Source organism: Blastococcus brunescens, from assembly GCF_035320885.1.
Lineage (GTDB): Bacteria > Actinomycetota > Actinomycetes > Mycobacteriales > Geodermatophilaceae > Blastococcus_B > Blastococcus_B brunescens.
Genome location: NZ_CP141261.1, coordinates 4162548 through 4182958 on the forward strand (window position 1 = coordinate 4162548; position 20411 = coordinate 4182958).

General features: G+C 74.1%; 25 protein-coding genes and 5 pseudogenes. 7 read left to right on the forward strand and 23 right to left on the reverse strand.

The window, feature by feature from the left end; genetic code table 11:
* Positions 1–51 precede the first annotated feature (51 nt).
* The gene (locus tag U6N30_RS28010; RefSeq protein ID WP_324274848.1) at positions 52–720 is read left to right on the forward strand and encodes an HAD-IA family hydrolase; all 669 of its coding nucleotides are present in this window, start codon (positions 52–54) and stop codon (positions 718–720) included.
* Positions 717–1343 carry an alpha/beta hydrolase family protein gene (locus U6N30_RS28015; RefSeq protein WP_324274849.1) on the forward strand — a complete coding sequence of 209 codons (627 nt, stop codon included), beginning with the start codon at positions 717–719 and terminating at the stop codon, positions 1341–1343. Before U6N30_RS28010 ends, U6N30_RS28015 begins: the two co-directional genes overlap by 4 nt.
* A gap of 22 nt (positions 1344–1365) precedes the next feature.
* Here the strand turns inward: U6N30_RS28015 and U6N30_RS28020 are convergent, their stop codons facing one another.
* The 16 genes and pseudogenes from U6N30_RS28020 to U6N30_RS28095 all read right to left on the reverse strand — a co-directional run.
* Positions 1366–2418 (reverse strand): SRPBCC family protein, encoded by a 1053-nt coding sequence (locus U6N30_RS28020; protein WP_324274850.1) that lies wholly within the window; start codon positions 2416–2418, stop codon positions 1366–1368.
* Complete coding sequence (locus tag U6N30_RS28025; protein WP_324274851.1) at positions 2364–2504, reverse strand: hypothetical protein; 141 nt, start codon at positions 2502–2504, stop codon at positions 2364–2366. The genes U6N30_RS28020 and U6N30_RS28025 overlap by 55 nt, the downstream gene beginning before the upstream one ends.
* A gap of 103 nt (positions 2505–2607) precedes the next feature.
* Entirely contained in the window at positions 2608–2862 is a 255-nt protein-coding gene (locus U6N30_RS28030; protein WP_324274852.1) for an FAD binding domain-containing protein, read from the reverse strand.
* A complete protein-coding gene (locus U6N30_RS28035) occupies positions 2817–3461 on the reverse strand; it encodes an FAD binding domain-containing protein (protein ID WP_324274853.1) in 645 nt (214 codons plus the stop codon). The genes U6N30_RS28030 and U6N30_RS28035 overlap by 46 nt, the downstream gene beginning before the upstream one ends.
* Positions 3458–4123: a xanthine dehydrogenase family protein molybdopterin-binding subunit gene (locus U6N30_RS28040; protein ID WP_324278505.1), complete on the reverse strand. Its 666-nt coding sequence runs from the start codon at positions 4121–4123 to the stop codon at positions 3458–3460. The genes U6N30_RS28035 and U6N30_RS28040 overlap by 4 nt, the downstream gene beginning before the upstream one ends.
* A 56-nt stretch (positions 4124–4179) precedes the next feature.
* Positions 4180–5232: pseudogene (locus U6N30_RS28045) on the reverse strand (xanthine dehydrogenase family protein molybdopterin-binding subunit); the annotation flags it as partial.
* Entirely contained in the window at positions 5232–5948 is a 717-nt protein-coding gene (locus U6N30_RS28050; RefSeq protein ID WP_324274854.1) for a xanthine dehydrogenase family protein molybdopterin-binding subunit, read from the reverse strand. The pseudogene U6N30_RS28045 and the gene U6N30_RS28050, both read right to left, overlap by 1 nt.
* Positions 5945–6448: a (2Fe-2S)-binding protein gene (locus U6N30_RS28055; protein WP_324274855.1), complete on the reverse strand. Its 504-nt coding sequence runs from the start codon at positions 6446–6448 to the stop codon at positions 5945–5947. Before U6N30_RS28055 ends, U6N30_RS28050 begins: the two co-directional genes overlap by 4 nt.
* A 324-nt stretch (positions 6449–6772) precedes the next feature.
* Complete coding sequence (locus U6N30_RS28060) at positions 6773–7012, reverse strand: hypothetical protein (protein ID WP_324274856.1); 240 nt, start codon at positions 7010–7012, stop codon at positions 6773–6775.
* Positions 6994–9153 carry an MFS transporter gene (locus U6N30_RS28065; RefSeq protein WP_324278506.1) on the reverse strand — a complete coding sequence of 720 codons (2160 nt, stop codon included), beginning with the start codon at positions 9151–9153 and terminating at the stop codon, positions 6994–6996. The genes U6N30_RS28060 and U6N30_RS28065 overlap by 19 nt, the downstream gene beginning before the upstream one ends.
* A 365-nt stretch (positions 9154–9518) precedes the next feature.
* A complete protein-coding gene (locus U6N30_RS28070; RefSeq protein ID WP_324274857.1) occupies positions 9519–10259 on the reverse strand; it encodes an MFS transporter in 741 nt (246 codons plus the stop codon).
* Positions 10217–10396 carry a hypothetical protein gene (locus tag U6N30_RS28075; RefSeq protein WP_324274858.1) on the reverse strand — a complete coding sequence of 60 codons (180 nt, stop codon included), beginning with the start codon at positions 10394–10396 and terminating at the stop codon, positions 10217–10219. The genes U6N30_RS28070 and U6N30_RS28075 overlap by 43 nt, the downstream gene beginning before the upstream one ends.
* Positions 10393–10800: an MFS transporter gene (locus U6N30_RS28080; protein ID WP_324274859.1), complete on the reverse strand. Its 408-nt coding sequence runs from the start codon at positions 10798–10800 to the stop codon at positions 10393–10395. The genes U6N30_RS28075 and U6N30_RS28080 overlap by 4 nt, the downstream gene beginning before the upstream one ends.
* Before the next feature lie 118 nt (positions 10801–10918).
* Complete coding sequence (locus U6N30_RS28085) at positions 10919–11209, reverse strand: hypothetical protein (protein WP_324278623.1); 291 nt, start codon at positions 11207–11209, stop codon at positions 10919–10921.
* Positions 11210–11480: 271 nt separating this feature from the next.
* Positions 11481–11681, reverse strand: a pseudogene (locus U6N30_RS28090) (mycofactocin biosynthesis glycosyltransferase MftF); the annotation flags it as partial.
* A 44-nt stretch (positions 11682–11725) separates the two neighbouring features.
* A pseudogene (locus U6N30_RS28095) lies at positions 11726–12370 on the reverse strand (glycosyltransferase); the annotation flags it as partial.
* Between the two features lie 176 nt (positions 12371–12546).
* Between U6N30_RS28095 and U6N30_RS28100 the strand changes: the two are divergent.
* Positions 12547–12957, forward strand: a pseudogene (locus U6N30_RS28100) (iron-siderophore ABC transporter substrate-binding protein); the annotation flags it as partial.
* Between the two features lie 95 nt (positions 12958–13052).
* Positions 13053–13544, forward strand: a complete 492-nt coding sequence (locus U6N30_RS28105; protein ID WP_324274860.1) for an ABC transporter substrate-binding protein — start codon at positions 13053–13055, stop codon at positions 13542–13544.
* Positions 13545–13575: 31 nt separating this feature from the next.
* Here the strand turns inward: U6N30_RS28105 and mftE are convergent.
* Positions 13576–14267, reverse strand: a pseudogene (gene mftE, locus U6N30_RS28110) (mycofactocin biosynthesis peptidyl-dipeptidase MftE).
* Between the two features lie 375 nt (positions 14268–14642).
* On the opposite strand from mftE, the gene U6N30_RS28120 reads away from it, so the two are divergent.
* The gene (locus tag U6N30_RS28120) at positions 14643–15134 is read left to right on the forward strand and encodes a pyridoxamine 5'-phosphate oxidase family protein (protein ID WP_324274862.1); all 492 of its coding nucleotides are present in this window, start codon (positions 14643–14645) and stop codon (positions 15132–15134) included.
* Here U6N30_RS28120 and U6N30_RS28125 read toward each other — a convergent pair.
* Genes U6N30_RS28125 through mftA form a run of 5 tightly spaced genes read right to left on the reverse strand, consistent with a single transcriptional unit; the run spans position 15131 to position 18830 of the window.
* On the reverse strand, positions 15131–16747 hold the full coding sequence (locus tag U6N30_RS28125; RefSeq protein ID WP_324274863.1) for a putative bifunctional diguanylate cyclase/phosphodiesterase: 1617 nt from the start codon (positions 16745–16747) through the stop codon (positions 15131–15133). The two genes, U6N30_RS28120 and U6N30_RS28125, sit on opposite strands and share 4 nt — an antisense overlap.
* 29 nt (positions 16748–16776) lie before the next feature.
* Positions 16777–17523 (reverse strand): SPASM domain-containing protein, encoded by a 747-nt coding sequence (locus U6N30_RS28130; RefSeq protein WP_324274864.1) that lies wholly within the window; start codon positions 17521–17523, stop codon positions 16777–16779.
* The gene (gene mftC / locus U6N30_RS28135) at positions 17511–18299 is read right to left on the reverse strand and encodes a mycofactocin radical SAM maturase (RefSeq protein WP_324274865.1); all 789 of its coding nucleotides are present in this window, start codon (positions 18297–18299) and stop codon (positions 17511–17513) included. Before mftC ends, U6N30_RS28130 begins: the two co-directional genes overlap by 13 nt.
* Positions 18296–18664, reverse strand: a complete 369-nt coding sequence (gene mftB / locus U6N30_RS28140) for a mycofactocin biosynthesis chaperone MftB (protein WP_324274866.1) — start codon at positions 18662–18664, stop codon at positions 18296–18298. Before mftB ends, mftC begins: the two co-directional genes overlap by 4 nt.
* Positions 18665–18677: 13 nt before the next feature.
* Positions 18678–18830, reverse strand: coding sequence for a mycofactocin precursor MftA (gene mftA / locus U6N30_RS28145; RefSeq protein ID WP_324274867.1), 153 nt, complete (start codon positions 18828–18830; stop codon positions 18678–18680).
* A gap of 104 nt (positions 18831–18934) precedes the next feature.
* Between mftA and U6N30_RS28150 the strand changes: the two genes are divergently transcribed.
* Positions 18935–19267 (forward strand): TetR family transcriptional regulator, encoded by a 333-nt coding sequence (locus U6N30_RS28150; RefSeq protein ID WP_324274868.1) that lies wholly within the window; start codon positions 18935–18937, stop codon positions 19265–19267.
* Positions 19268–19325: 58 nt separating this feature from the next.
* Positions 19326–19523: an acyl-CoA-like ligand-binding transcription factor gene (locus U6N30_RS28155; protein ID WP_324274869.1), complete on the forward strand. Its 198-nt coding sequence runs from the start codon at positions 19326–19328 to the stop codon at positions 19521–19523.
* Between the two features lie 34 nt (positions 19524–19557).
* Here the strand turns inward: U6N30_RS28155 and U6N30_RS28160 are convergent, their stop codons facing one another.
* A complete protein-coding gene (locus U6N30_RS28160; protein ID WP_324274870.1) occupies positions 19558–20376 on the reverse strand; it encodes a mycofactocin-coupled SDR family oxidoreductase in 819 nt (272 codons plus the stop codon).
* Between the last annotated feature and the right edge of the window lie 35 nt (positions 20377–20411).

Below are 20411 nucleotides of genomic sequence, written 5' to 3' on the forward strand. Positions count from 1 at the left end.
CCGGCCGCCGACCGCGGGCGCCGAGCTGCCGGCCGACGAGCGCGACCAGGCATGAGCCGGCTCCGCCCGGAGGTCGTCGCGTTCGACGTCAACGAGACGCTGCTCGACCTGGCCCCGGTCCGCGCGGCGCTGATCGAGTCGGGCCGCCCGGGCGAGCTCCTGCGCCCGGTGTTCGGGCGGACCCTGCTGATCGGCTTCGCCGCGGCGCTCACCGGCAGCTGGTGCCGGTTCCGCGACGCCTTCGACGACGCCCTCGCCCAGGAGACGGACCTGGACGCGCCCCGGCGCTCGGCCGTCGCCGACGCCTTCGGGGAGCTGAGCCCGCACCCCGATGTCGAACCAACGCTGCGCCGCCTCGCCGAGGCCGGGATCCGGGTGGTCACCCTGACCCACGGCTCACCCGGTGTGGCCGAGGCCGGGCTCGCGCGCGGCGGGATCACCCCGCTGGTCGAGCGCACCCTGTCGAGCGAGGCGATCCGGGCCTGGAAGCCCGCGCGTGAGGTCTACCTGTGGGCCGCCGGGAGCTGCGACGTCGCTCCGGAGCGGATGGCGCTGGTCGCGGCGCACGGCTGGGACGTCCAGGGTGCTCAGCGGGCGGGGCTCACCGGCGCCTGGTTCTCGCGCGGTGAGCACGCCTATCCCGCCGTCTTCGACGCCCCGCACGTCCGCGCGGATGACCTGGCCGGCGCCGTCGACGGTCTGCTGGCCCTGCCCGCATGAGCGAGGTCCACGAGATCGGGACCCCGCACGGGCCGGCACGGGCGCACGTCACAACCGGTGGACACTCGGGCACGCTCGTCCTGGGCCACGGCGCCGGGGGCGGAGTGGAGTCGGTGGACCTGGTGCAGGTCGCCACCGAGGCGGCCGGAGCCGGCTGGCGGGTGGTCCGGGTGGAGCAGCCATGGCGGGTGGCCGGTAAGCGCATCGCCGCCGCGCCACCGAAGCTGGACGAGGGCTGGAGCGCGGTGCTCGGCCATCTCCGCGCCGCAGATCTCCTGACCGGCCCCCTGGTGCTGGGCGGGCGCAGCGCCGGCGCCCGGGTGGCCTGCCGGACGGCGGCCGACCAGGGTGCCGCAGGGGTGCTCGCGCTCGCGTTCCCGCTGCACCCGCCGGGCAGGCCCGAGAAGAGCCGCGCGGCCGAGCTGACCGCCGTTCCGCTGCCCCTGGTCGTGGTGCAGGGCGAGACGGATGCGTTCGGCGGGCCGGCCGAGGTCGCCGCCGTGCTCACCGGGCAGGCCGGGGCGTCGGTCTACGCCGTTCCGGGCGACCACTCGCTCGAGCGCAACGTCGACGTCGTCGCGGCAGCCGCACTGTCCTGGCTGGACGAACTCACCGCCGGCTGAGGTGGACATGAACGGTCGAGTGCTACGAAGTCGTGGCCATCAGGCGTTGATGACCACGAGTTCGTAGCACTCGTGGCGCTCGGAGCTCCGCCGCAGGGGTCAGCGGCGGCGCCGCCGCCGGACGAGCAGCGCGATGACCAGCACGACACCGGCGATGCCGGCGGCAGGCGCGGCGTAGCGCGCCATCGCGGCCCCACCGGCCACCTCGAGCAGATCGATCGGCTCGGGCTCCTCCTGCGGCTTGGTGACGGTGCGAGGCCCGGCGGACGGCACGCTGCGCACGGGGGCGCCCGTGGCGGGCCGGCTCGGTGGGGCGGTGGGCCCACCGGGAGGGCCGCTGGGCGCCTTCGCCGCCGGCGCGGTGTCTGCGGCGGAGGTGCCGGCCGCGGCGGACGCGGTGTCCGCCAGCGACGGGACGGCCTTGATAGGGGCCGTCTTGGCGGCCGCCGTCTTCTTGGCCGACGCGGCCTTCTTGGCGGGGCGGCCTTCTCCGGCTCCGCCGCGCTGCTGACCTTGTCGGTCGCCGACGCGGCGGCCTTCTTGGCGCCCGCGGCGCCTTCTTCACGGCCTGGCCGCCCGCACCGTTGCCCGCCGCCTGCTCGGCGGAGGCGGCGACCTCCTCGACGGCGCCGCTCGCGGTCGCGGCGGCCTTCGCGGCCGTCTTCTTCGCTGCGCTGCCACCCGCCGCGGCGGCGCGGTCGGCGTCGCCCTGGGCGTCACCCTCACCGAGCTGGGCGGCGAGCTTGTCGGCGAACTGCCCGAGCAGCTTGTTGCCGACGTCGGTCATCACGCCGCGGCCGAACTGGGCCGGGCGGCCGGTGATGTTGAGGTCGGTCAGCACGTCGACCCGGGTGATGGACCCCTCGGCGGCCAGCTTGGCGGTCACCACGGCGGCGGCGGTGCCGTTGCCCCGCTGGTCCTTGCCGCGGGCGTCGATCACGGCCTTGTGCGCAGCCTCGTCCTTCTCGATGAAGGACGCCTTGCCCTGGTAGGTCAGGTTGATCGGACCGAGCTTGACCTTCACCCGGCCGGTGAAGTCGTCGCCGTCGACGGAGTCGAGCGCCGCACCCGGCATGCAGGGGCGATCCGCTCGATGTCGAGGAGCACCCGCCAGGCCTCGTCGATCGGCACGGGCACGGTGAACGAGTTCTCCAGCTGCACGGGGACCTCCTGGAGGTGCGCTCGGCCGGCCCGCCCCCGGGAGGGCGGGCCGGCCGGGACGGACGGTTACGGACCGGCGGGTGGCACGGGGTCCTTGTTGACGCTACAGCCCGCAGGCCGCCGACACCGCACGGCGAGTGAGCACCGTGGCGAGGTGTTGGCGGTAGTCGGCCTGCGCGTTGAGGTCGCTGCTGGGGCTGGTGCCTTCAGCAGCGTGCTCGGCCGCTGCGGCGATCGCCTGAGCGGTGGCCTCGCCGCCGGTCAGCGCCGACTCGGTCGCCGACGCCCGCAGCGGGGTCGGGCCCATGTTGGTCAGCCCGATCCGCGCCTCCGCGATCCGGCCGCCCTCCATGCGCACCGCCGCGGCGACGGCCACGATCGACCACGCCTGCGCCACCCGGTTGAACTTCTCGTAGTGCATCCCCCAGCCCTCGCGCTTGGGGACACGGATCTCGACGAGCAGCTCCCCTCCTGCAGCGCGGTGGTCAGGTAGTCGACGAAGAACTCCGACGCCGGCACGGTGCGCCGTCCCTCGAGCCCGGCGATCACGAACTCCGCGTCCAGGGCCAGGGCCACGGCCGGCAGGTCACCGGCGGGGTCGGCGTGCGCCAGCGCGCCGCCGAAGGTCCCGCGGTGGCGCACCTGCCGGTCGGCGACCGTCTCGGTCGCCTCGGCGATCAGGGGTGCGTACCGCCCGATCAACGGGTCGGAGAGGACGTCGGAGTGCGTCGTCATCGCGCCGACGACGATCGCGTCCCCCTCCTCCCGCACGCCGCGCAGCTCGGCGACCCGGGTCAGGTCGACGACGGTCTCCGGCGCGGCCAGCCGCAGCCGCATGACCGGGATGAGCGACTGGCCGCCGGCGAGGATCTTCACGTCCTCCCCGCCGGAGGCCACGGCGTGCAGCGCCTCGTCGACGGTGGACGGGCGGGCGTACGCGAACGGTGCGGGAATCACCGGTCACCTCCGAGGGACGACGCGTCGGTGGAGACCCCGGACGAGCTCTCCGTGGAGGCGCCGCCGTAGGCGTTCGTGCCGGCGGTGGCGCGATCCCCGCCGTCACCGCCCTCGTGGATCGCCCGCCAGACCCGTTCGGGGGTCAGCGGCATCCGGATGTCGCTGACGCCCAGGTGCCGGACGGCGTCGATCGCGGCGTTGACGACGGCGGGGGTGCTGGCGATGCAGCCGGCCTCCCCGACGCCCTTGGCGCCGATCGGGTTGCTGGGTGCGGTGTGCACGGTGTTGCCGGTGTCGAAGTGCGGCAGGTCGGCGGCCGAGGGCACCAGGTAGTCGACGAACGTGCCGGTCGTCAGGTTGCCGTCGGCGTCGTAGATCGCCTCCTCGTACAGGGCCTGCGCGATGCCCTGCGCCAGCCCGCCGTGCACCTGCCCCTCGACGATCAGCGGGTTCACGATCGTCCCGACGTCGTCCACGCAGGCGTACTTCCGGATCTTGACGAAGCCGGTCTCGGTGTCGACCTCCATGGCGCACAGGTGCGTGCCATGGGGGAAGGAGAAGTTCTCCGGGTCGAACGTCGCCTCGGCGTCGATCGAGGGCTCGACGCCCTCCGGGTAGTTGTGCGCGGCGAAGATCGCCAGGGCGATCTCCTGGATGCCCAGACCCGTGCCCGGCGTCCCCGGACGGCGAACTTCCCGTCGGCGAACTCCAGGTCGTCCTCGCTGGCCTCGAGCAGGTGGGCGGCGATCGTGCGCGCCTTGGCCACCACCTTCTCCGCCGCCTTCACCACGGCCGTGCCGCCGACGACCAGCGACCGCGACCCGTAGGTGTCCAGGCCCTTGGAGGAGATCGCGGTGTCGCCGTGCAGCACCTCGACGTCCTCGAACGGCACCCCGAGGTGGTCGGCGACGAGCTGGCTCCACGCCGTCTCGTGGCCCTGCCCGTGCGGCGTGGACCCGGTGACCACCTCGACCTTGCCGGTCGGCAGCATCCGGATGGACGCCGACTCCCAGCCGCCGGCACCGAAGGAGAGCGAGCCCAGCACCCGCGAGGGAGCCAGCCCGCACATCTCCGTGAAGGTGGAGAAGCCGATGCCCAGCTGCACCGGGTCGTTCGACTCGCGGCGGCGCTGCTGCTCGGCGCGCAGCTCGTCGTAGCCGAGCAGGTCCAGCGCGTCCTGGGTGGCCTTCTCGTAGTCCCCGCTGTCGTACTGCAGCCCGGCGACCGTGGTGAACGGGAACTCCGAGGCGTTGATCCAGTTCTTCCGGCGCACCTCGAGGGGATCCATGCCGAGCTCGACGGCGAGCTCGTCCATGATCCGCTCGATCGCGAAGGTCGCCTCGGGACGGCCGGCCCCGCGGTAGGCGTCCGTCGGCACCTTGTTCGTGAAGACGCCGTCGCACTCGAACCGGTAGGCCGGGAACTTGTAGATGCCCGGGAACATGAAGGCGCCGAGCGCCGGGACCCCGGGCGTGATCAGCCGCAGGTAGGCGCCCATGTCGGCCAGCAGCCGCACGCGCAGGCCCTTGACGTTGCCCTCGCGGTCGGCGGCGACGTCGATGAACTGGATCTGGTCCCGGCCGTGGTGGGCCGTCATCAGCGACTCGCTGCGGGTCTCGGTCCACTTGATCGGCTTCCCGAGCCGGCGGGCCACCAGCAGCGTGATGACCTCTTCGGGCGTCGGCGTGATCTTGCCGCCGAATCCACCGCCCACATCGGGCGCGATGACCCGGAGCTTGTGCTCGGGGACGCCGGTGACCATCGCCAGCATCACCCGCAGGATGTGCGGGATCTGGGTCGAGGACCAGAGCGTGTAGTTGTCCCCTGCGGCTGGACCACGACCGAGCGGGGCTCCATGAACGCGGGGATGAGCCGCTGCTGCACGAACCGCCGGCTGACCACGACCTCGGCGTCGGCGAACGCCTGCTCGGTGTCGGCCCCCGTGCCGGCGTCGCCGGCGTCGAAGACGAAGTGGTAGCTGGTGTTGGACTCGGTGTGGTCGTGGCAGAGGTCCGCCTCGGCCTTGACCGCCTCCTCCATGTCGAGGACGACGGGCAGCAGGTCGTAGTCGACGTCGACGAGCTCGACGGCGTCTTGCGCGGCGGTCTTGCTGCGGGCCACGATCACGGCGACGGCCTCGCCGACGTGGTTGACCTCGTCCACGGCGATCGACGGGTGCCCGGGGTTGACCATGTCCGGCGTGACCGGCCAGGCGCACGGCAGCGAGCCCTGCTCGTCGGCGACGTCGCGCCCGGTGAGGACGGCGATGACGCCGGGTGCCTGCTGGGCGACGCTCACGTCGATGTTGGTGATCTTGCCGTGCGCGACGGGGCTGCGGACGAACGCCAGGTGCAGCATCCCGGGCAGGACCATGTTGTCGGTCCAGGTGGTGCGGCCGGTGATCAGCCGGGCGTCCTCCTTGCGGCGACGCGCCTTGCCGATCTCCTTCTCCGGCGTCGCGGCGGCCGGTTCCTCGAGGAGGGTCATGACTGCGCTCCGAGGGTGTCGGCAGCGGCGGGGCGGCCGTTCATCTCACCGGCGGCCTGCTGCACGGCGCGGACGATGTTCTGGTAACCGGTGCACCGGCAGAGGTTGCCCTCGATCCCCTCGCGGACCTCGTCCTCGCTGGGGTCGGGGTTGTCGTTCACCAGGTCGATCGAGGCCATGATCATCCCCGGGGTGCAGAACCCGCACTGCAGGCCGTGCATCTCGTGGAAGGCCTTCTGCATCGGGTGCAGGGTGCCGTTCGAGGAGATGCCCTCGATCGTGGTGACCTCGCTGCCGTCGGCCTGGACGGCGAACACGGTGCAGCTCTTCACGGCCTCGCCGTCGAGATGCACGGTGCAGGCCCCGCAGTTGCTGGTGTCGCACCCGACCACCGTGCCCACCTTGCCGAGCTGCTCCCGCAGGTAGTGGACGAGCAGTGTCCGCGGTTCGACGTCGTCGCTGTAGGACGCCCCGTCGACCCGCACGTTGATCTGGGTCATGGCCCTCCGCTCTGAGGTGTGGCCCCGGTCACTACCGGCGTACCAGCGGAGTCTGTACCGCGGAGCGCGACTTAGGCCAGGCTTAGTGATCGGGTCACCGCCGCCGGGTCCGCTCAGCCGCCGCCGCAGAGGCGAAATGGCCGGTCGGCCGGGCGATTCGCGCGTCCGACAGGCGCCCGGGGCGACCGGCGCAACGTTGCACCCTCGTTGCGCCGACGGGGGCCGTGGCAGGTCGCGTGGGCAGTCGAGGTCGACGACACGCGCCGACGCGCCGGATCGAGCGACCACGCGCGCCCGGTGGGCCGGAGGCAGGCGCGCGCGGACTCAGCCGACCGGGACGCCGGACCTCGCCGGGACGGTGGCCACCGGAGCGACGGCGCGGCGCTCGCGGCGGCGGAGGACGGCGGAGAGGGCCAGCGGGACCAGCCCGGCGGCGGCGAGCCCGGCGCCGACGGCGCTGGGCGCCCGGAAGCCCAGCCCCGCGGCGATCACCAGACCGCCGACCCAGGCACCGAGGGCGTTGGCCAGGTTGAGGGCGGAGTGGTTCAGCGCGGCCCCGAGCATCTGGGCCTCCCCGCGGTCTCCATCAGCCGCAACTGCAGCAGGATCGCCAGCGTCGAGCCGCTGATCGACACCAGGAGGACGCCGACCACCAGGCCGGGCGCCCAGGGCGCCACCACCGCGGTGACGGCGAGCACCACCATCAGCGCGATCAGGGAGCCGGCCACGGACGGGAACAGCGCCCAGTCGCCGAGCCGCCCGGCCAGGGCCGTTCCCACCACCCCGCCGATCCCGTAGACGAACAGGACCACGGGCAGGGTGCCGCGGGAGAGCTCCGCGACGTCGGTGACGAGCGGGGCGATGTAGCTGTAGAGCGCGAACATGCCACCGAAGCCGACGATGCCGATCCCGAGGGTCAGCAGCACCTGCGGCCGGCGCAGGGCGCCCAGCTCGCCGCGGACGGTGGCCTCCGGACGCCCCGGCGTCGACGGGACGACCGCGAGCACGGCCGCCATGGTGGCCGCCGCCAGGACGACGACCAGCCAGTACGCCGATCGCCAGCCGGCCGTCTGCCCCAGCCACGTCGCGGCCGGGACGCCGGCGACCAGCGCGACGGACAGTCCGAGCATGACCGAGCTGACCGCTCGACCGCGCAGCCGTGGGGCGACCAGCGAGGCGGCGACCAGGGAGGCGACCCCGAAGTAGGCGCCGTGCGGCAGCCCCGCCAGGAGCCGGGCGACCAGCAGCGTGCGGTAGCCGGGCGCCAGCGCGGTCAGCACGTTGCCCACCAGGAGGGCCGCCATCAACCCGACGAGCAGCGCGCGCCGCGGAGGCGGGCGCTCAGCGCCGCGATCACCGGAGCGCCGATCACGACCCCGACGGCGTAGGCGGAGATGACGTGGCCGGCCGAGGGGATGCTCACACCCACGCCGTCGGCGATGTCGGGCAGCACCCCCATCGTCACGAACTCGGTCGTGCCGATCGCGAACCCGCCGAGCGCCAGCGCGACGATGGCCACCACGGTCCTGACGGTGCTCAGGGACGGGGCATCCACGGCGGACGGCACGGACGGGGGCGCAGCACTCACGCGGACTGCCAAGTGCCCGTCGCCGGACGGCATTCCCGCTCCCGGCGAGCCGCGGCTCAGCGGAGCCGGGGTCCTCGCCGGAGACGCAGCAGGTGCTCGGCCGCCGCGGCCCGGCGCGGGGAGCTCGCGGGCAGCCAGTCCAGGCAGGTCTGCCACACCGGCACGTCGTCGCGGGCCTCGGGCAGCTGCGCGTAGCGCAGGAGCAGCTCGGGGCGGCGGCTGCGCAGGACCGCCTGCCGGACCAGCGCGCCCAGCCGCTCCCGGGCGACGGCGACCCCGGCGCGCGGGACCCGGGCAGCACCGCACCGGGATAGCGCTCCAGCGCCTCGCCGACGGCGCCCCGGGCCAACAGCCGGCGCACCCGGTCCAGGTCCGTGTCCACCCGTCCGAGCAGCCGGTAGGGGCGGGAGCCCACGAGGTCGGCGCCCACCAGGCGGCGCAGCCGGGACAGCTCGGCACGCACGGTCACCTCCGCGGCCTCGCCGGGATGGCACTCGGCGGCCAGCTGCACCGCCGTGCGGCCCTCGCCCGCCGCAGCCGCCTCGGCCAGCAGGAGCAGGAGCTCGGAGTGCCGCAGCGACAGCTCCACCGGACCGGCCGGCAGGGTCAGCCGCGCCCGCTCCCGCCCCAGGACGTCGAGCCGCGGGACCAGCCGCTGCAGCGGCGGCGGGCGGCGCCCCGCGCTCCGCTGCAGGTGCTCGCGGTGCTGCCAGCGCAGCTCGGACTCGACCGCGGCCACGGTGGCCCGCACCAGCGTGAGCACGTGCGGGCTGGCCACGTGCTCCCCACCGGTCACGTCGATCGCACCCAGCAGCACGCCGGTGACCGGGTCGTGCACCGGTGCGGCCGAGCAGCTCCACGGCTGCACAGGCCGCCGGTAGTGCTCGCTGCCGTAGATCTGGACGGCGTGGTCGACGGCCAGCGCCGTCCCGGGCGCGTTGGTGCCCACGACCTCCTCGGCCCAGCGGGCGCCCTCCACGAAGTGCATCCCCGCCGCCCGCGAGCGCAGCACGGAGTCGCCCTCCACCCAGAGCATCCGGCCGCCGGCATCGGTGACCGCCACGATCATGCGATCGTCCTCCGCGTCCTCGACCAGCAACCGCCGGATCACCGGCATCACCGGCGCCAGGGGTGCGCCTCGCGGTAGGCGAGCAGGTCGTCGTCCAGGAGATCGACCGGGGGCGCCCCGCCGTCGGGGTCGACGCCGCTGCCGAGGAGCGCCGCCACGAGTCGTGGACCACCCGGCGCACCGCGGCGTCGGGGCGGCCCTCGGGCCTCGCCCAGCCGCCGACGATCCGCTCGTGGGCAGCGCGCAGCCGCCGGTCGTGGTCCGGGCCCGGGCGCCCCGCGGGGGCGCGAGCCAGGGATTCACGGCCGACGGCACAGCAGGCTCCGGCGACGGTGGCTCATGTCACGGCCATCGTGGCCCGTCGGCGACGTTTCCACCAGCGATCCGGTCGCGCGAGGCCGGATCGCGCACGCTCAGTGCGCCGCGACGGGCCCGGCGTCGTCGGGGACCGGCAGCTCCCACGGGCGGACGACCAGCCCGAGGACCGCCAGGGCCAGCACCAGCGCGGTGACGACGACGGTGCCGATGGCCACCGCGTCGTTGCCGAGCAGGCCCACCACCGGCGAGACGACGGCACCCACCCCGAACTGGATGGCCCCGAGCAGGGCCGCGGCGGTCCCCGCCGCGTCGCCGTGGCGGGAGAGGGCCAGCGCCGGCGCGTTGGGCAGCGCCAGCCCGCAGGCGAACAGCACCACCCAGAGCGAGCCGGCGACGGCGGGCAGGCCGCCGGTCCCGGTCCCGGCGAGGACCACGAGGGCGGCCCCGGCGGCGGCGCCGAGGGCGGTGCCGGCCACCAGCAGCTGCTGCGGCGACCAGCGGCGAAGCAGGACCGGGTTGAGCTGGGTGGCCGCGATCAGCCAGACGGCTCCGGCGCCGAAGAGCAGCCCGAACTGCTGCTCGTCGAGGCCGAACTGGCCCTGGTAGACGAAGGCCGATCCGGAGACGTAGCTGAACAGCCCGGCCATGGTCAGCCCGGCGACCAGCACCAGCCCGACGTAGGCGCGGTCGGAGAAGAGGTCCCGGTAGCCGCGCAGGGTGCCCCGGACACCGCTGCCCTGCCGACGCTCCGGGGGCAGGGTCTCGGGGAGGACGCGGTACCCCACCACGACCATCAGGACGCCGTACGCGGCCAGGACCGCGAAGATCCCCGCCACGAGGTGAACCGCAGCAGCTCGCCGCCGATCGTGGGTGCGAGCACCGGCGCCGCGCCGAGGACGAGGAACAGCCGCGAGAGCATCGTCGCCGCGGCCCGGCCGTCGTAGAGGTCGCGCACGATGGCGATGGCGATCACCGCGCCGGCCGCCGTCCCCACCCCTGCAGCACCCGCAGTGCGCCGAGGACCGCCAGGTTCGGGGCCACGATCACCAGCAGCGACGCGAGCACGTGCAGCGCCGTGCCGGCCAGCAGCGGCCGGCGCCGGCCGTACCGGTCCGACAACGGGCCCAGCACCAGCTGGCCGACGGCCAGGCCGACGAGGGTGCCGGTCAGCGTGAGCTGCACCGCGGCCGACGTCGTCTCGAGCTCACCGGTGATCGTCGGCAGCGCCGGCAGGTACATGTCGATGGTGAGCGGCCCGATGGCCACGAACCCGCCGAGGACCAGTGCGGTGCGGGCGACGCCGGGGCGCGGCGCGGCCGGCGCCGGGGCGCGCACGGGCGCGGACACGGCGGCAGGACGGTGCTGGAGAGTGGTCACGAGGTCCCTCGTTCGATCGTCGACGAAGCGGGGACCGACGCTGGCCGTGCCGCACTACGAGGGCGACAAGTCCGCGGGCTACCGGCTCATTCCGGTCCCGGACGAACCGGCGGAGTGTTCATCCGCACGTTCCCCGGGGGCGCGACGGCAGGAGCGCCGCCGCGCTGCGCGCCCGGACGGCGCCGCGCCAGAGGCCGGCGCCGTACGCGAGGTCCTCCAGCCGCCGCGCCGCGGTGAAACGGACCGGTCCCACCCGCTGCCGGTGCGGCCACCACGCCAGGGACGCGTCGACAGCTGCGGCCGCGAGGACCAGGCGCCGGGCCCGGCGGGAGACGAGCGCCGCCGAGATCGCCAGCGGCCAGTGGTGCCGGGTGACCGACCGGGCCAGCGCCCACCCGGAGGCGCCCACGCCGCGGGCGACCAGCAGCGCAGCGAGGCCGACCGGGGTGGCCCTCCTGGCGCCGCGAGCCGGGGAGCGAGCCGGGCCGCCGTCGTCCCCAGGATCCCCACCGCGGCGGCCACTCCCTGCGCCGGCCCGACAGCGCGAGCGCCCACGCGAGCGCCGTCTCCCGGGAGATCACGAGCGGCGCCACCGCGCTGCCGTGCCGGGCGGCCAGCAGCGCGGCGCCGGTGCCGTAGAAGGCCCGCCGCCGCAGCCAGTCGCCCGTCGTCGCCGGATGGTCGTGCGCGACCTGCGCGGCCGGCTCGTAGCGGACGCGCCACCCCGCGCCGGTCAGCCGCCAGACCAGGTCGACGTCCTCGGCGACCCGCATCGCCTCGTCGAAGCCGGTGCCGAGCGCGGCCCGGCGGGCCAGCAGCGCCGCACTCGGCACGTACGAGACCGACGAACCGGCCCTGACTGCCGCGGGGTGCTCGCCCATGTCGAGGGCGCCGGCCGCCGCCTCGTACGCGGCGAACCAGCCGCCGCCACCCCCAGCGGCACGATCCGCGGGGCGACCAGGGCCAGCCGCGGATCGTCGAGGTGCGGCCGGAGCCGCTGCAGCCAGCCCGGGCACGGCACGCAGTCGGAGTCCAGGAACGCGACGAACGGTGTGCCGGCGGCCCGCAGGCCGGCGTTCCGCGCCGCCGCCGGACCGCGGGCGGTGCCGTGGCGGACGACCTCCGCCCCGGGCGCGGAGACCGGGACCGCCGAGCCGTCGTCCACGACGACCACCGGCAGGCCGGCGGTCGCCGGGTCGCCGCGCACCGTCGCCAGGAGCCGGGCGAGGGCCGCCGCCCGGTCCCTGACCGGGATCACCACCGTGACGTCGTCCGCGGCGGTGGCGGGCCCGAGGTCCGGGAAGGCCAGCCCGGCGTCGAGCAACCGGGCGGCGAGCGCCGCCGTCGTCGCGTCGCGGACCACCAGCCGCCTCCCGGCGAGCAGTCCGCGCCCCCGCGGGGACAGCCGCAGCAGCCGGAGCGGCGAGCCCCCGAGCAGGACGGCACCGTCCTCCCGCAGACGGGTCCGCGGGTCCAGCCGGACCGCGAACCCGGCGGGGAGGCCACCCTCGGGAGCGGCTGCCGATGCGGGTGCGCTCACCAGCCGATCCTCCCTCCACGTCGCGCCCACGGTCCGGCCGGGACCCTGAGCGGGTGGGACCGGACAGGAACGTCGAGCCGCGCAGGGCCATCAGCCCCTGGGCGACGGCGACCGGCGCGCCGTCAGCGGAGCCGCACGGACCGGTGACGGCGAGGACAGGCCGGTGTGCTTAGGTCAGCCTTACCTGACCACCTGAAGGAGCACGCATGTCCGCCCGTCCCGCCCTCCGCCGTGCCGCCCTCCTGGCCGCCGCGCTCGTCGTCACCGGCTGCGGTTCCGGCGAGGACCCCGCCCCCGAGTCCGGCGGATCGGCGGCGGGCTCCTCGGACGCCTTCCCGGTCACCATCGGCACCGCCTTCGGGAACGTGACGGTTCCCGAGGAGCCGACCCGCGTCGTGGCTCTGGGCTGGTCCGACGCCGAGACGGCGCTGGCCCTCGGCGTGCAGCCGGTCGGCGCCAGCGACTGGCTCGCGGTCGGCGGCGACGACGGCCTCGGCGACTGGGTGGAGCAGGGCTACGACGAGGCGCCGGAGCTGATCGAGACGCTGGAGCCGAGCTACGAGGCGATCGCCGCGCTCGAGCCGGATCTCATCCTCGACACCCGCTCCGCCGGCACCGAGGAGCGGCACGAACTGCTCAGCGCGATCGCCCCCACGATCAGCCAGCCCGAGGGGTCGGGCTCTACCAGACCACCTGGCAGCAGCAGCTGGAGATGGTGGGCCAGGCGCTCGGCAGGACCGACGAGGCCGACGAGCTGGCCGCCGAGGTCGAGCAGGCGTTCGCCGACGCCGCCGCCGAGCACCCGGAGTTCGAGGGCACCGAGGTCGCCGTCGGTGCCTACACCTCCGAGGGCTTCGGCGCCTACGTGAGCGGCGACGCCCGCGTCGCGTTCATGGAGCAGCTCGGCTTCGAGAACAAGCAGGCCATCGAGGACCTGGCGACCGAGAACTTCTTCGTGCCGGTGAGCGAGGAGCAGCTCGGCCTGCTCGACGCCGAGCTGACCGTCGTCTTCCCGATCTTCGTCGAGTCGTCGGAGTTCACCGGGAACCCGCTGTGGCAGGCGCTGCCGTCCGTTCAGGAGGGGCGCGCCGTCGTCCTCGACGACCTGACCGTGCTCAACGCGTTCTCCAGCGCCTCGGCGCCGGGCCTGCTCTACGCGATCGACGCGACGGTGCCGATGTTCGCCGACGCGCTCGGCGGCTGATCCTTCACCCTCGACGGGCGGTTCCGGGCAGCTACCGGAGCCGCCCGTCGTCGTCCACGGCCCAGGTGCCGACCGCGGCGACCAGCCGGCCGGTCAGCTCCGCAAGGAGCGCCTCGCCCTCGGTGCGGGTGGCGCCGGCGGGGTCGCCCAGGACACCGGTCGGGCTGACCCCGCGCACGCCCTCGGCCCGCAGCCGCGGGAGGAGCTCACGGATCGGGGTCGTCTCCCCGGCCGCCGCACGGTCCGCACGCACCCCGTCCGGTTCCACGTGCAACATCAGTGACGTCTCCGTGCGGCCGGCGTGCGCGTCGCCGCCGGCGACCCCGCACGGGAACCAGGCGACGTCCCGACCCTCGGACCGCAGGAGCGGGATGGCGGCGCGCAGGGCGTCGAGATTGCCGCCGTGCCCGTTCACGACGAGCACGCGACCCGCCCAGCGGCCGGCCGAGCGGCCGTACTCGACCAGCAGGCCGGTGAGCGCCTCGGTGCCGATCGAGATCGTCCCGGGAAGCCCTCGTGCTCACCGCTCGCCCCGTACGCCAGGGCAGGCGCCACGAGCGCGCCGTCCAGCGCCCCCGCCGCCGCGTCGACGACCGCGCAGGCGACCGCCGTGTCGGTGCCCAGCGGCAGGTGGTGGCCGTGCTGCTCGACCGAGCCCAGCGGGACGACGAGCAACGGCGCGCCCGGGATCTCCGGCCAGACGGCGCCGGCGAGGGAACTCACCCGGCGAGCCTAGGGCGGCTCACTCGGTCGTCGTGCAGACCCGTGCCCCGAGCGTGACCAGGCCCAGGGTGAGGACGGCGACGGCAGCAGCTGCACGCCGACCGCTGCTCAGGAGGCGGACGGGACGTCGTCGGAGACGAGCGCGTCCTGCTCCAGCTCCTTGGCGAGCTCGGCGAAGACCTGACAGATCTGCGCCAGCTGCCCGCCGAGCTCGCGGGCCGGCTCCGCGACGTCGGCGACGTCGCCCTCGGCAGCCGAGCGGCACGAGTGGGGCGCGCCCGACGCACGTGCCCCGATCGCGGTGGTCGGAGGCTGAGGTGTTCGGGGCGGCCCGGACGGGCACCTGGCCTCCGACCCCGAGCGCGAGGAGACCCCATGAGCGACAGCACCGACGACCAGACCCGCAGGGTGGCCGAACTCCTGAAGGGCGAGCGGTTCGGCTTCCTCACCACCGTCATGAAGGACGGGCGGCTCGCCAGCCGGCCGATGACGCTGCAGGAGGTGGAGTTCGACGGGGACCTGTGGTTCTTCGCCGAGCGCGACTCCAACCCCGTCCGGCACGTCACCGACTCCCCGCAGGTGAACGTGGGGGTCGGTTCGGGCGGTACCTGGGTGTCGCTGAGCGGCGACGCCGTCGTCGTCACCGACGCGGCGAAGAAGCGCGAGCTCTGGAACAGCGCCGTCGAGGCCTGGTTCCCCCAGGGTCCCGACGACGACGGCGTCGTCCTGCTCAAGGTGGTGGCCGACTCCGCCGAGTACTGGGACTCGCCCGGCGGCCGACTGGCGACGGCGTTCAGCTTCGTGAAGGCCAAGGTCACCGGCGAGCGGATCGACGGCGGCGAGAACCAGAAGGTCGACCTCTCCTAGAGCCGTTCAGCGGGTCGGGGCTTCCGCCAACCGCTCGATCGCGGGCGGGCCCGGCTGCACCGGGATCCGCACCGCGCCGAGGCGTGCCCCGGCCTGCGCGGCCGGCTCCGGCCGGGCGAACAGGTAGCCCTGCGCGGATCCGCAGTCGAGGTCGGCGAGCGCCTGGCGCTGCCCCTCGGTCTCGACCCCTCGGCCACGACGTCGAGGCCCAGCGTGCGGGCCAGCTCGACGATCGAGGTGATCAACGTGGTCGCCGACCGGCCGCGCGGGAGGTCCATGACGAAGCTGCGGTCGATCTTGATGATGTCCGCCGGCAGGTGGCGGAGGTAGGACAGCCCGGAGAAGCCGGTGCCGAAGTCGTCGATCGCGATGCGGATCCCGAGACTGCGCAACGCCTCGAGCGCGGCGACGACCGAGTCACCGTCCCGGACGAGCACACCCTCGGTGACCTCCAGGGTCAGCTGTTCTGCCGGGAAGCCGGTCTCCTCCAGGGCGGCGACGACGTCGGCGAGGACATCGCTCCCGTCGTGGAACTGGCGCGGCGACAGGTTCACGGCCATCCGCAGCGGCAGACCGGTCTCAGCGATCCATGCCGCGCCCTGGCGCAGGGCCTCGCGCAGCACCCAGCGGCCGATGCCGGTGATCGCGCCGGTCTCCTCGGCGAGCGGGATGAACTCCACCGGGGGCACGAGGCCGCGCTCGGGGTGGTTCCAGCGGACCAGCGCCTCGAAGCCCGTCGTCCGGCCGTCGGTCAGCCGCACCGTCGGCTGGTAGTGGACCTCGAGCTGGCCGGAGTCGGCGGCGCCGGCGAGGTCCTGGGCGAGACCGGCCCGGCGGCGGGCGGCCTCGGCCATCCCGTCGGCGTAGACGACCAGCCGGTTCTTGCCCTGCGCCTTGGCCAGGTACATGGCCAGGTCGGCGTTGCGCAGCAGAGCGTCGGCGGTGCGGTCCGACGAGTCGGTGGACGCGGCCACACCCACGCTGCCGTGCACCGTGAGCGTGCCGTCCGACAGGGGCACCGGGAGCGACAGCGCGATGAGGGCACGCTCACCGACCGCACGGGCGACGTCGGGACCGCCGTTGACGACGACCGCGAACTCGTCGCCGCCGATCCGGGCGACGACGTCGCCCGGCCGCACGCACCCGCGCAGCCGCTCGGCGAGGACGAGGAGCAGCTCGTCGCCGGCCGCGTGCCCGCGGCTGTCGTTGACGGCCTTGAAGTCGTCGAGGTCGATGAACAGGAGGCTGACCGCGCCGCCGCGGGCCAGCAGGCGGTGGGTGATCTCCTCGAGCAGCGTGCGGTTGGCCAAGCCGGTCAGCGGGTCGCTGAGCACCTGGTCCTCGTTCAGCCGCCACGACGCGAGGTGGGCCAGGCTTGCCGCCAGCACGAAGGCGGCGTGGATGCCGGCCCACACCCACGGGTTGGCGAAGGCGGCGTCGTGGCCGAAGACCGCGTGCGGGAAGACCGTGCCGAACAGTCCGTGGTGCAAGGTGACGACGACGAGGGCGATCCCGAAGGGGATCCAGCTCTGGTAGAGCGCGACCACGCCGATCATCACGAAGAAGCTGAAGTGGGACTCCGTGACGCCGCCCCAGAGGTGCACGAGGGCCACGCAGGCCGCCATCAGGCTGCCGGTGGTCGCTACCGCCCGGACGTCGCGGCTGAGCCGGGGAGCACCGCGAGCCCGACCGGGCCGGCCACGGCGGCCAGCACTGCGACTGCGGCCGGTTGCCCGTAGCCGCGCAGCCAGCCGAAGATCACGAGCAAGCCGGCCGAGATTAAGGCGATCCGGACGATCGTGCGGTGTCGTCGCTGCCACACCCCTTCGGGCAGCGAACGCCCCTGGGGCAGCAGGCGGGCGGCACGGTCCCGCAGTCGGAAGAGCATCACGTCTGCCGCATCGGCCCATCCGACATGGAACTGAAACGCCTCTGCCCCTTCCGGGGTGGGGTCAGCGCAGGTCGAGGCCCACCAGCGGCGACTCGTCACAGATCTTGCTGGGCATGGCCGGGATGCCCAGGAGGGTCGGCTGGCCGCGGACGGGACCCGTGTGCGAGTGGTCGATGTGGCTGCGGGGGTTATCACGTCCACGCCTCGGGCGGCCAGCGCCGTCTCGCCGTAGCCCTGCACGCACTCCGGGTCGGGTCCGTCCAGGGGCAGGCCGGTGAAGAACTTCGCGGCCATGCACCCGCCGCGGCAGGCGTCGAAGTGGGCGCACTTCGTGCAGGCGCCGCCGGTCTGCGGGTTGCGCAGGTCGGCGAACAGCTCGCTCTGCTGCCACACCCGCTGGAAGCCGCCCTCCTCGCGCACGTTGCCGGCGAGGAAGTTCTCGTGGATGGCGAACGGGCAGGCGTAGACGTCACCGACCGGGTCGATCAGGCAGACCACCCGGCCGGCGCCGCACAGGTTGAGGCCCGGCAGGGACTCCCCAGCGCGGAGAGGTGGAAGAACGAGTCGCCGGTGAGCACCTGGTCGCCGTTCGCGAGCAGCCACGCGTAGAGGTCGCGCTGCTGCTGCTGGGTGGGGTGCAGCCGGTCCCACACGTCCGCGCCGCGGCCCGAGGGCCGGAAGCGGGTGATGCGGAGCTGGGCGCCGTAGCGGTCGGTGAGCGCCTTGAACTCGTCGAGCTGGCCGGCGTTCTCCCGGGTGACGACGACGGAGACCTTGAAGTCCGTCATCCCGGCCTCGGCCAGGTTCTCCAGCGCCCGGGTGGCGGTGGCATAGGAGCCCGCTCCGCGGACGGCGTCGTTCACCTCGGCGGTGGCGCCGTCCAGGGAGATCTGGACGTCGACGTAGTCGGTGCGGGCCAGCTGCTGCGCGCGGGCCGTGTCGAGCTTGATGCCGTTGGTGGAGAACTTGACGCCGACGTCGTGGCCGATGGCGTAGTCCAGCAGGTGCCAGAAGTCCGGGCGGACGGTCGGCTCGCCGCCCCCGACGTTGACGTAGAAGACCTGCATCCGCTGCAGCTCGTCGATGACTGCCTCGGCCTCGGCGGTGGACAGCTCGCGCGGGTCCCGCCGTCCCGAGGAGGACAGGCAGTGCACGCACGCCAGGTTGCAGGCGTAGGTCAGCTCCCAGGTGAGGCAGATGGGGGCGTCGAGGCCGTACTCGAACTGGTCGACGAGGCGGCCGCCCACGGGGCGATCGGGGACGACTGCGGTCACAGGGTGCTCCGTGTTTCTCCGGTGGGGTGGCCCCGGTGCAGGGGCCCGCCGCGAGCGTGCGAGTGGTGGGGAGCAGCGGGGTCCTTCACCCGGCGTTCGATCATGTGCGAGCGGGCGAGGTCGGCCAGCGCCTTGACGTAGGCGGGCCGCTGGGCCTCCGTCACGCCGCAGGCGAGGAGGGTCACGGCGGCGGTCGGGTGGTCGGCCAGGGCCTCGACGACGGCGACCAGCTGCTTCGACTTGAGGAAGGAGAGCTTGCGGTTGCCGAAGTGGTAGACGAGCGCGCCGAACGGCTCGGGCCGCAGGGCTACCGACCGGGCCTTCCGCCAGGGCAGGTCGACGTCGAAGGCGACGGCGGTGGTCATCTCCCGGCGTCGGTCAGTAGACGCCGCACATGCCGTCGATGGAGACCTCCTCGACGAGCGACTCCTCCACGACCTCCTCCGCCTCCGCGACCGCGGGGCCGGAGCGGAACGGTCTCGACGGCGGTGTTCGTCTCGGGCACGAGGCACTCCAGGTGATCGCGGTCACGGATGGATGGGGCGAGGCTAGTGGCACCCAGTGTCACCGGACAAGGTGGGCTACCTGCCCGTGGTCAGCATCCACCCGCGGGAGCCGACCGGCATGATCTGCGCGTGACATCGACGGGAACCGCGCCCGCCGGGTCCGCTCGGGCGCGGGTCGAACGGGCTGCCCTCGACCTGTTCACCCTCCGCGGCTTCGAGAACGTCACCAGCGACGAGGTGGCCGACTCCGCGGGCATCAGCCGCCGCACCTTCTTCCGCTACTTCGCGACGAAGGCCGACGCGGTGTGGGGTGACTTCGCCGGCCACGTGGCACGGCTGGAGGAACTGCTGACCGCGACCGATCCGGATACGCCCGTCCTCGCCGCAGTCTGCGCCGCCTACGTCGAGGTGAACGACTACCCCCGTCGGAGCTGCCGCTGCTGCGGGAGCGCATGCAGCTGATCCTGGGGAGCCGGCCCTGCTGGCCCACTCCCAGCTGCGCTACGCCGAGATCGATCGGGTGGTCGCCGAGTACGTCGCCCGGCGGACGGGTGACGAACCCGCCACCCTGGTGCCGCGGCTGGTGGGGGCGAGCACGCGGGCCGCGGCGATGACCGCCTTCGCGGTGTGGCTGACCGACGACCGGGTGCCGTTGCGGGAGCACCTCAACCGGGCCTTCGACGAGTTGACCCGGGGATTCCCGAGCCTGGGCCGCTGAGGGGCCCGGCGGTGACCGAGCCCCTCGCCCGTGCTCAGAAGTACTGCGCGCCGCCGTCGATCGACAGGTGCTCGGCCGTGATGAAGGAGGCCTCGTCGGAGAGCAGGAAGGCCACGGCGTCGGCGATCTGGTCGGCCTCGGCGTAGGGCGGGTCGATGAACGTCGTCCCCATCCCGGCCAGCTTCGGGTTGCTGGCGTTGGTGTGCTCGATCGCGGTGATCATGTCGCCGCTGCCCATCGGCGTGGCGACACCACCGGGATGCACGGAGTTGACCCGGATGCGGTGCTTGCCCAGCTCCGCCGCGAAACCACGGGTCATCCCGACCAGGGCGTGCTTGCTGGTCGTGTAGTGGATCATGAACGGCTGCATCTTCTTGCCGGCGTAGGAGCTGGTCAGGACGACCGACCCGCCGTTGCCGCCGTCGATGATGTGCGGCGCGCTCGCCATCACCGTGTTCCACACACCGGTGACGTTGATGTCGATGGTGTCCTTGAACACCTCGGGTGTGGTCTCGTCCCACGTGCGCGGGATGCAGATGCCGGCGTTCGCGACGACCAGGTCCAGCCGGCCGAAGGCCTCGACGCCGCGAGCGAGGAACTCCGTCATGCCGTCGAGGTCGCGCACGTCGCCCTGGCGGGTGAGCACCCGGCGGCCGGTGGCCTCGACCGCCGCGGCGGTCTCCGCGAGCTCGTCGGGCGTGGCCGAGTCGTAGGGGACGCCCGGCAGCGGTCCGGCGAGGTCGAGGGCGAGGACGTCGGCGCCCTCGCGGGCCAGGCGCACGGCGTGTGCCCGCCCCTGCCCGCGCGCTGCACCGGTGATGAATGCGACCTTGCCGTCCAGCCGTCCACTCACGGGCTCAGCTCCTTCTCGGATGGCGACGCACCCAC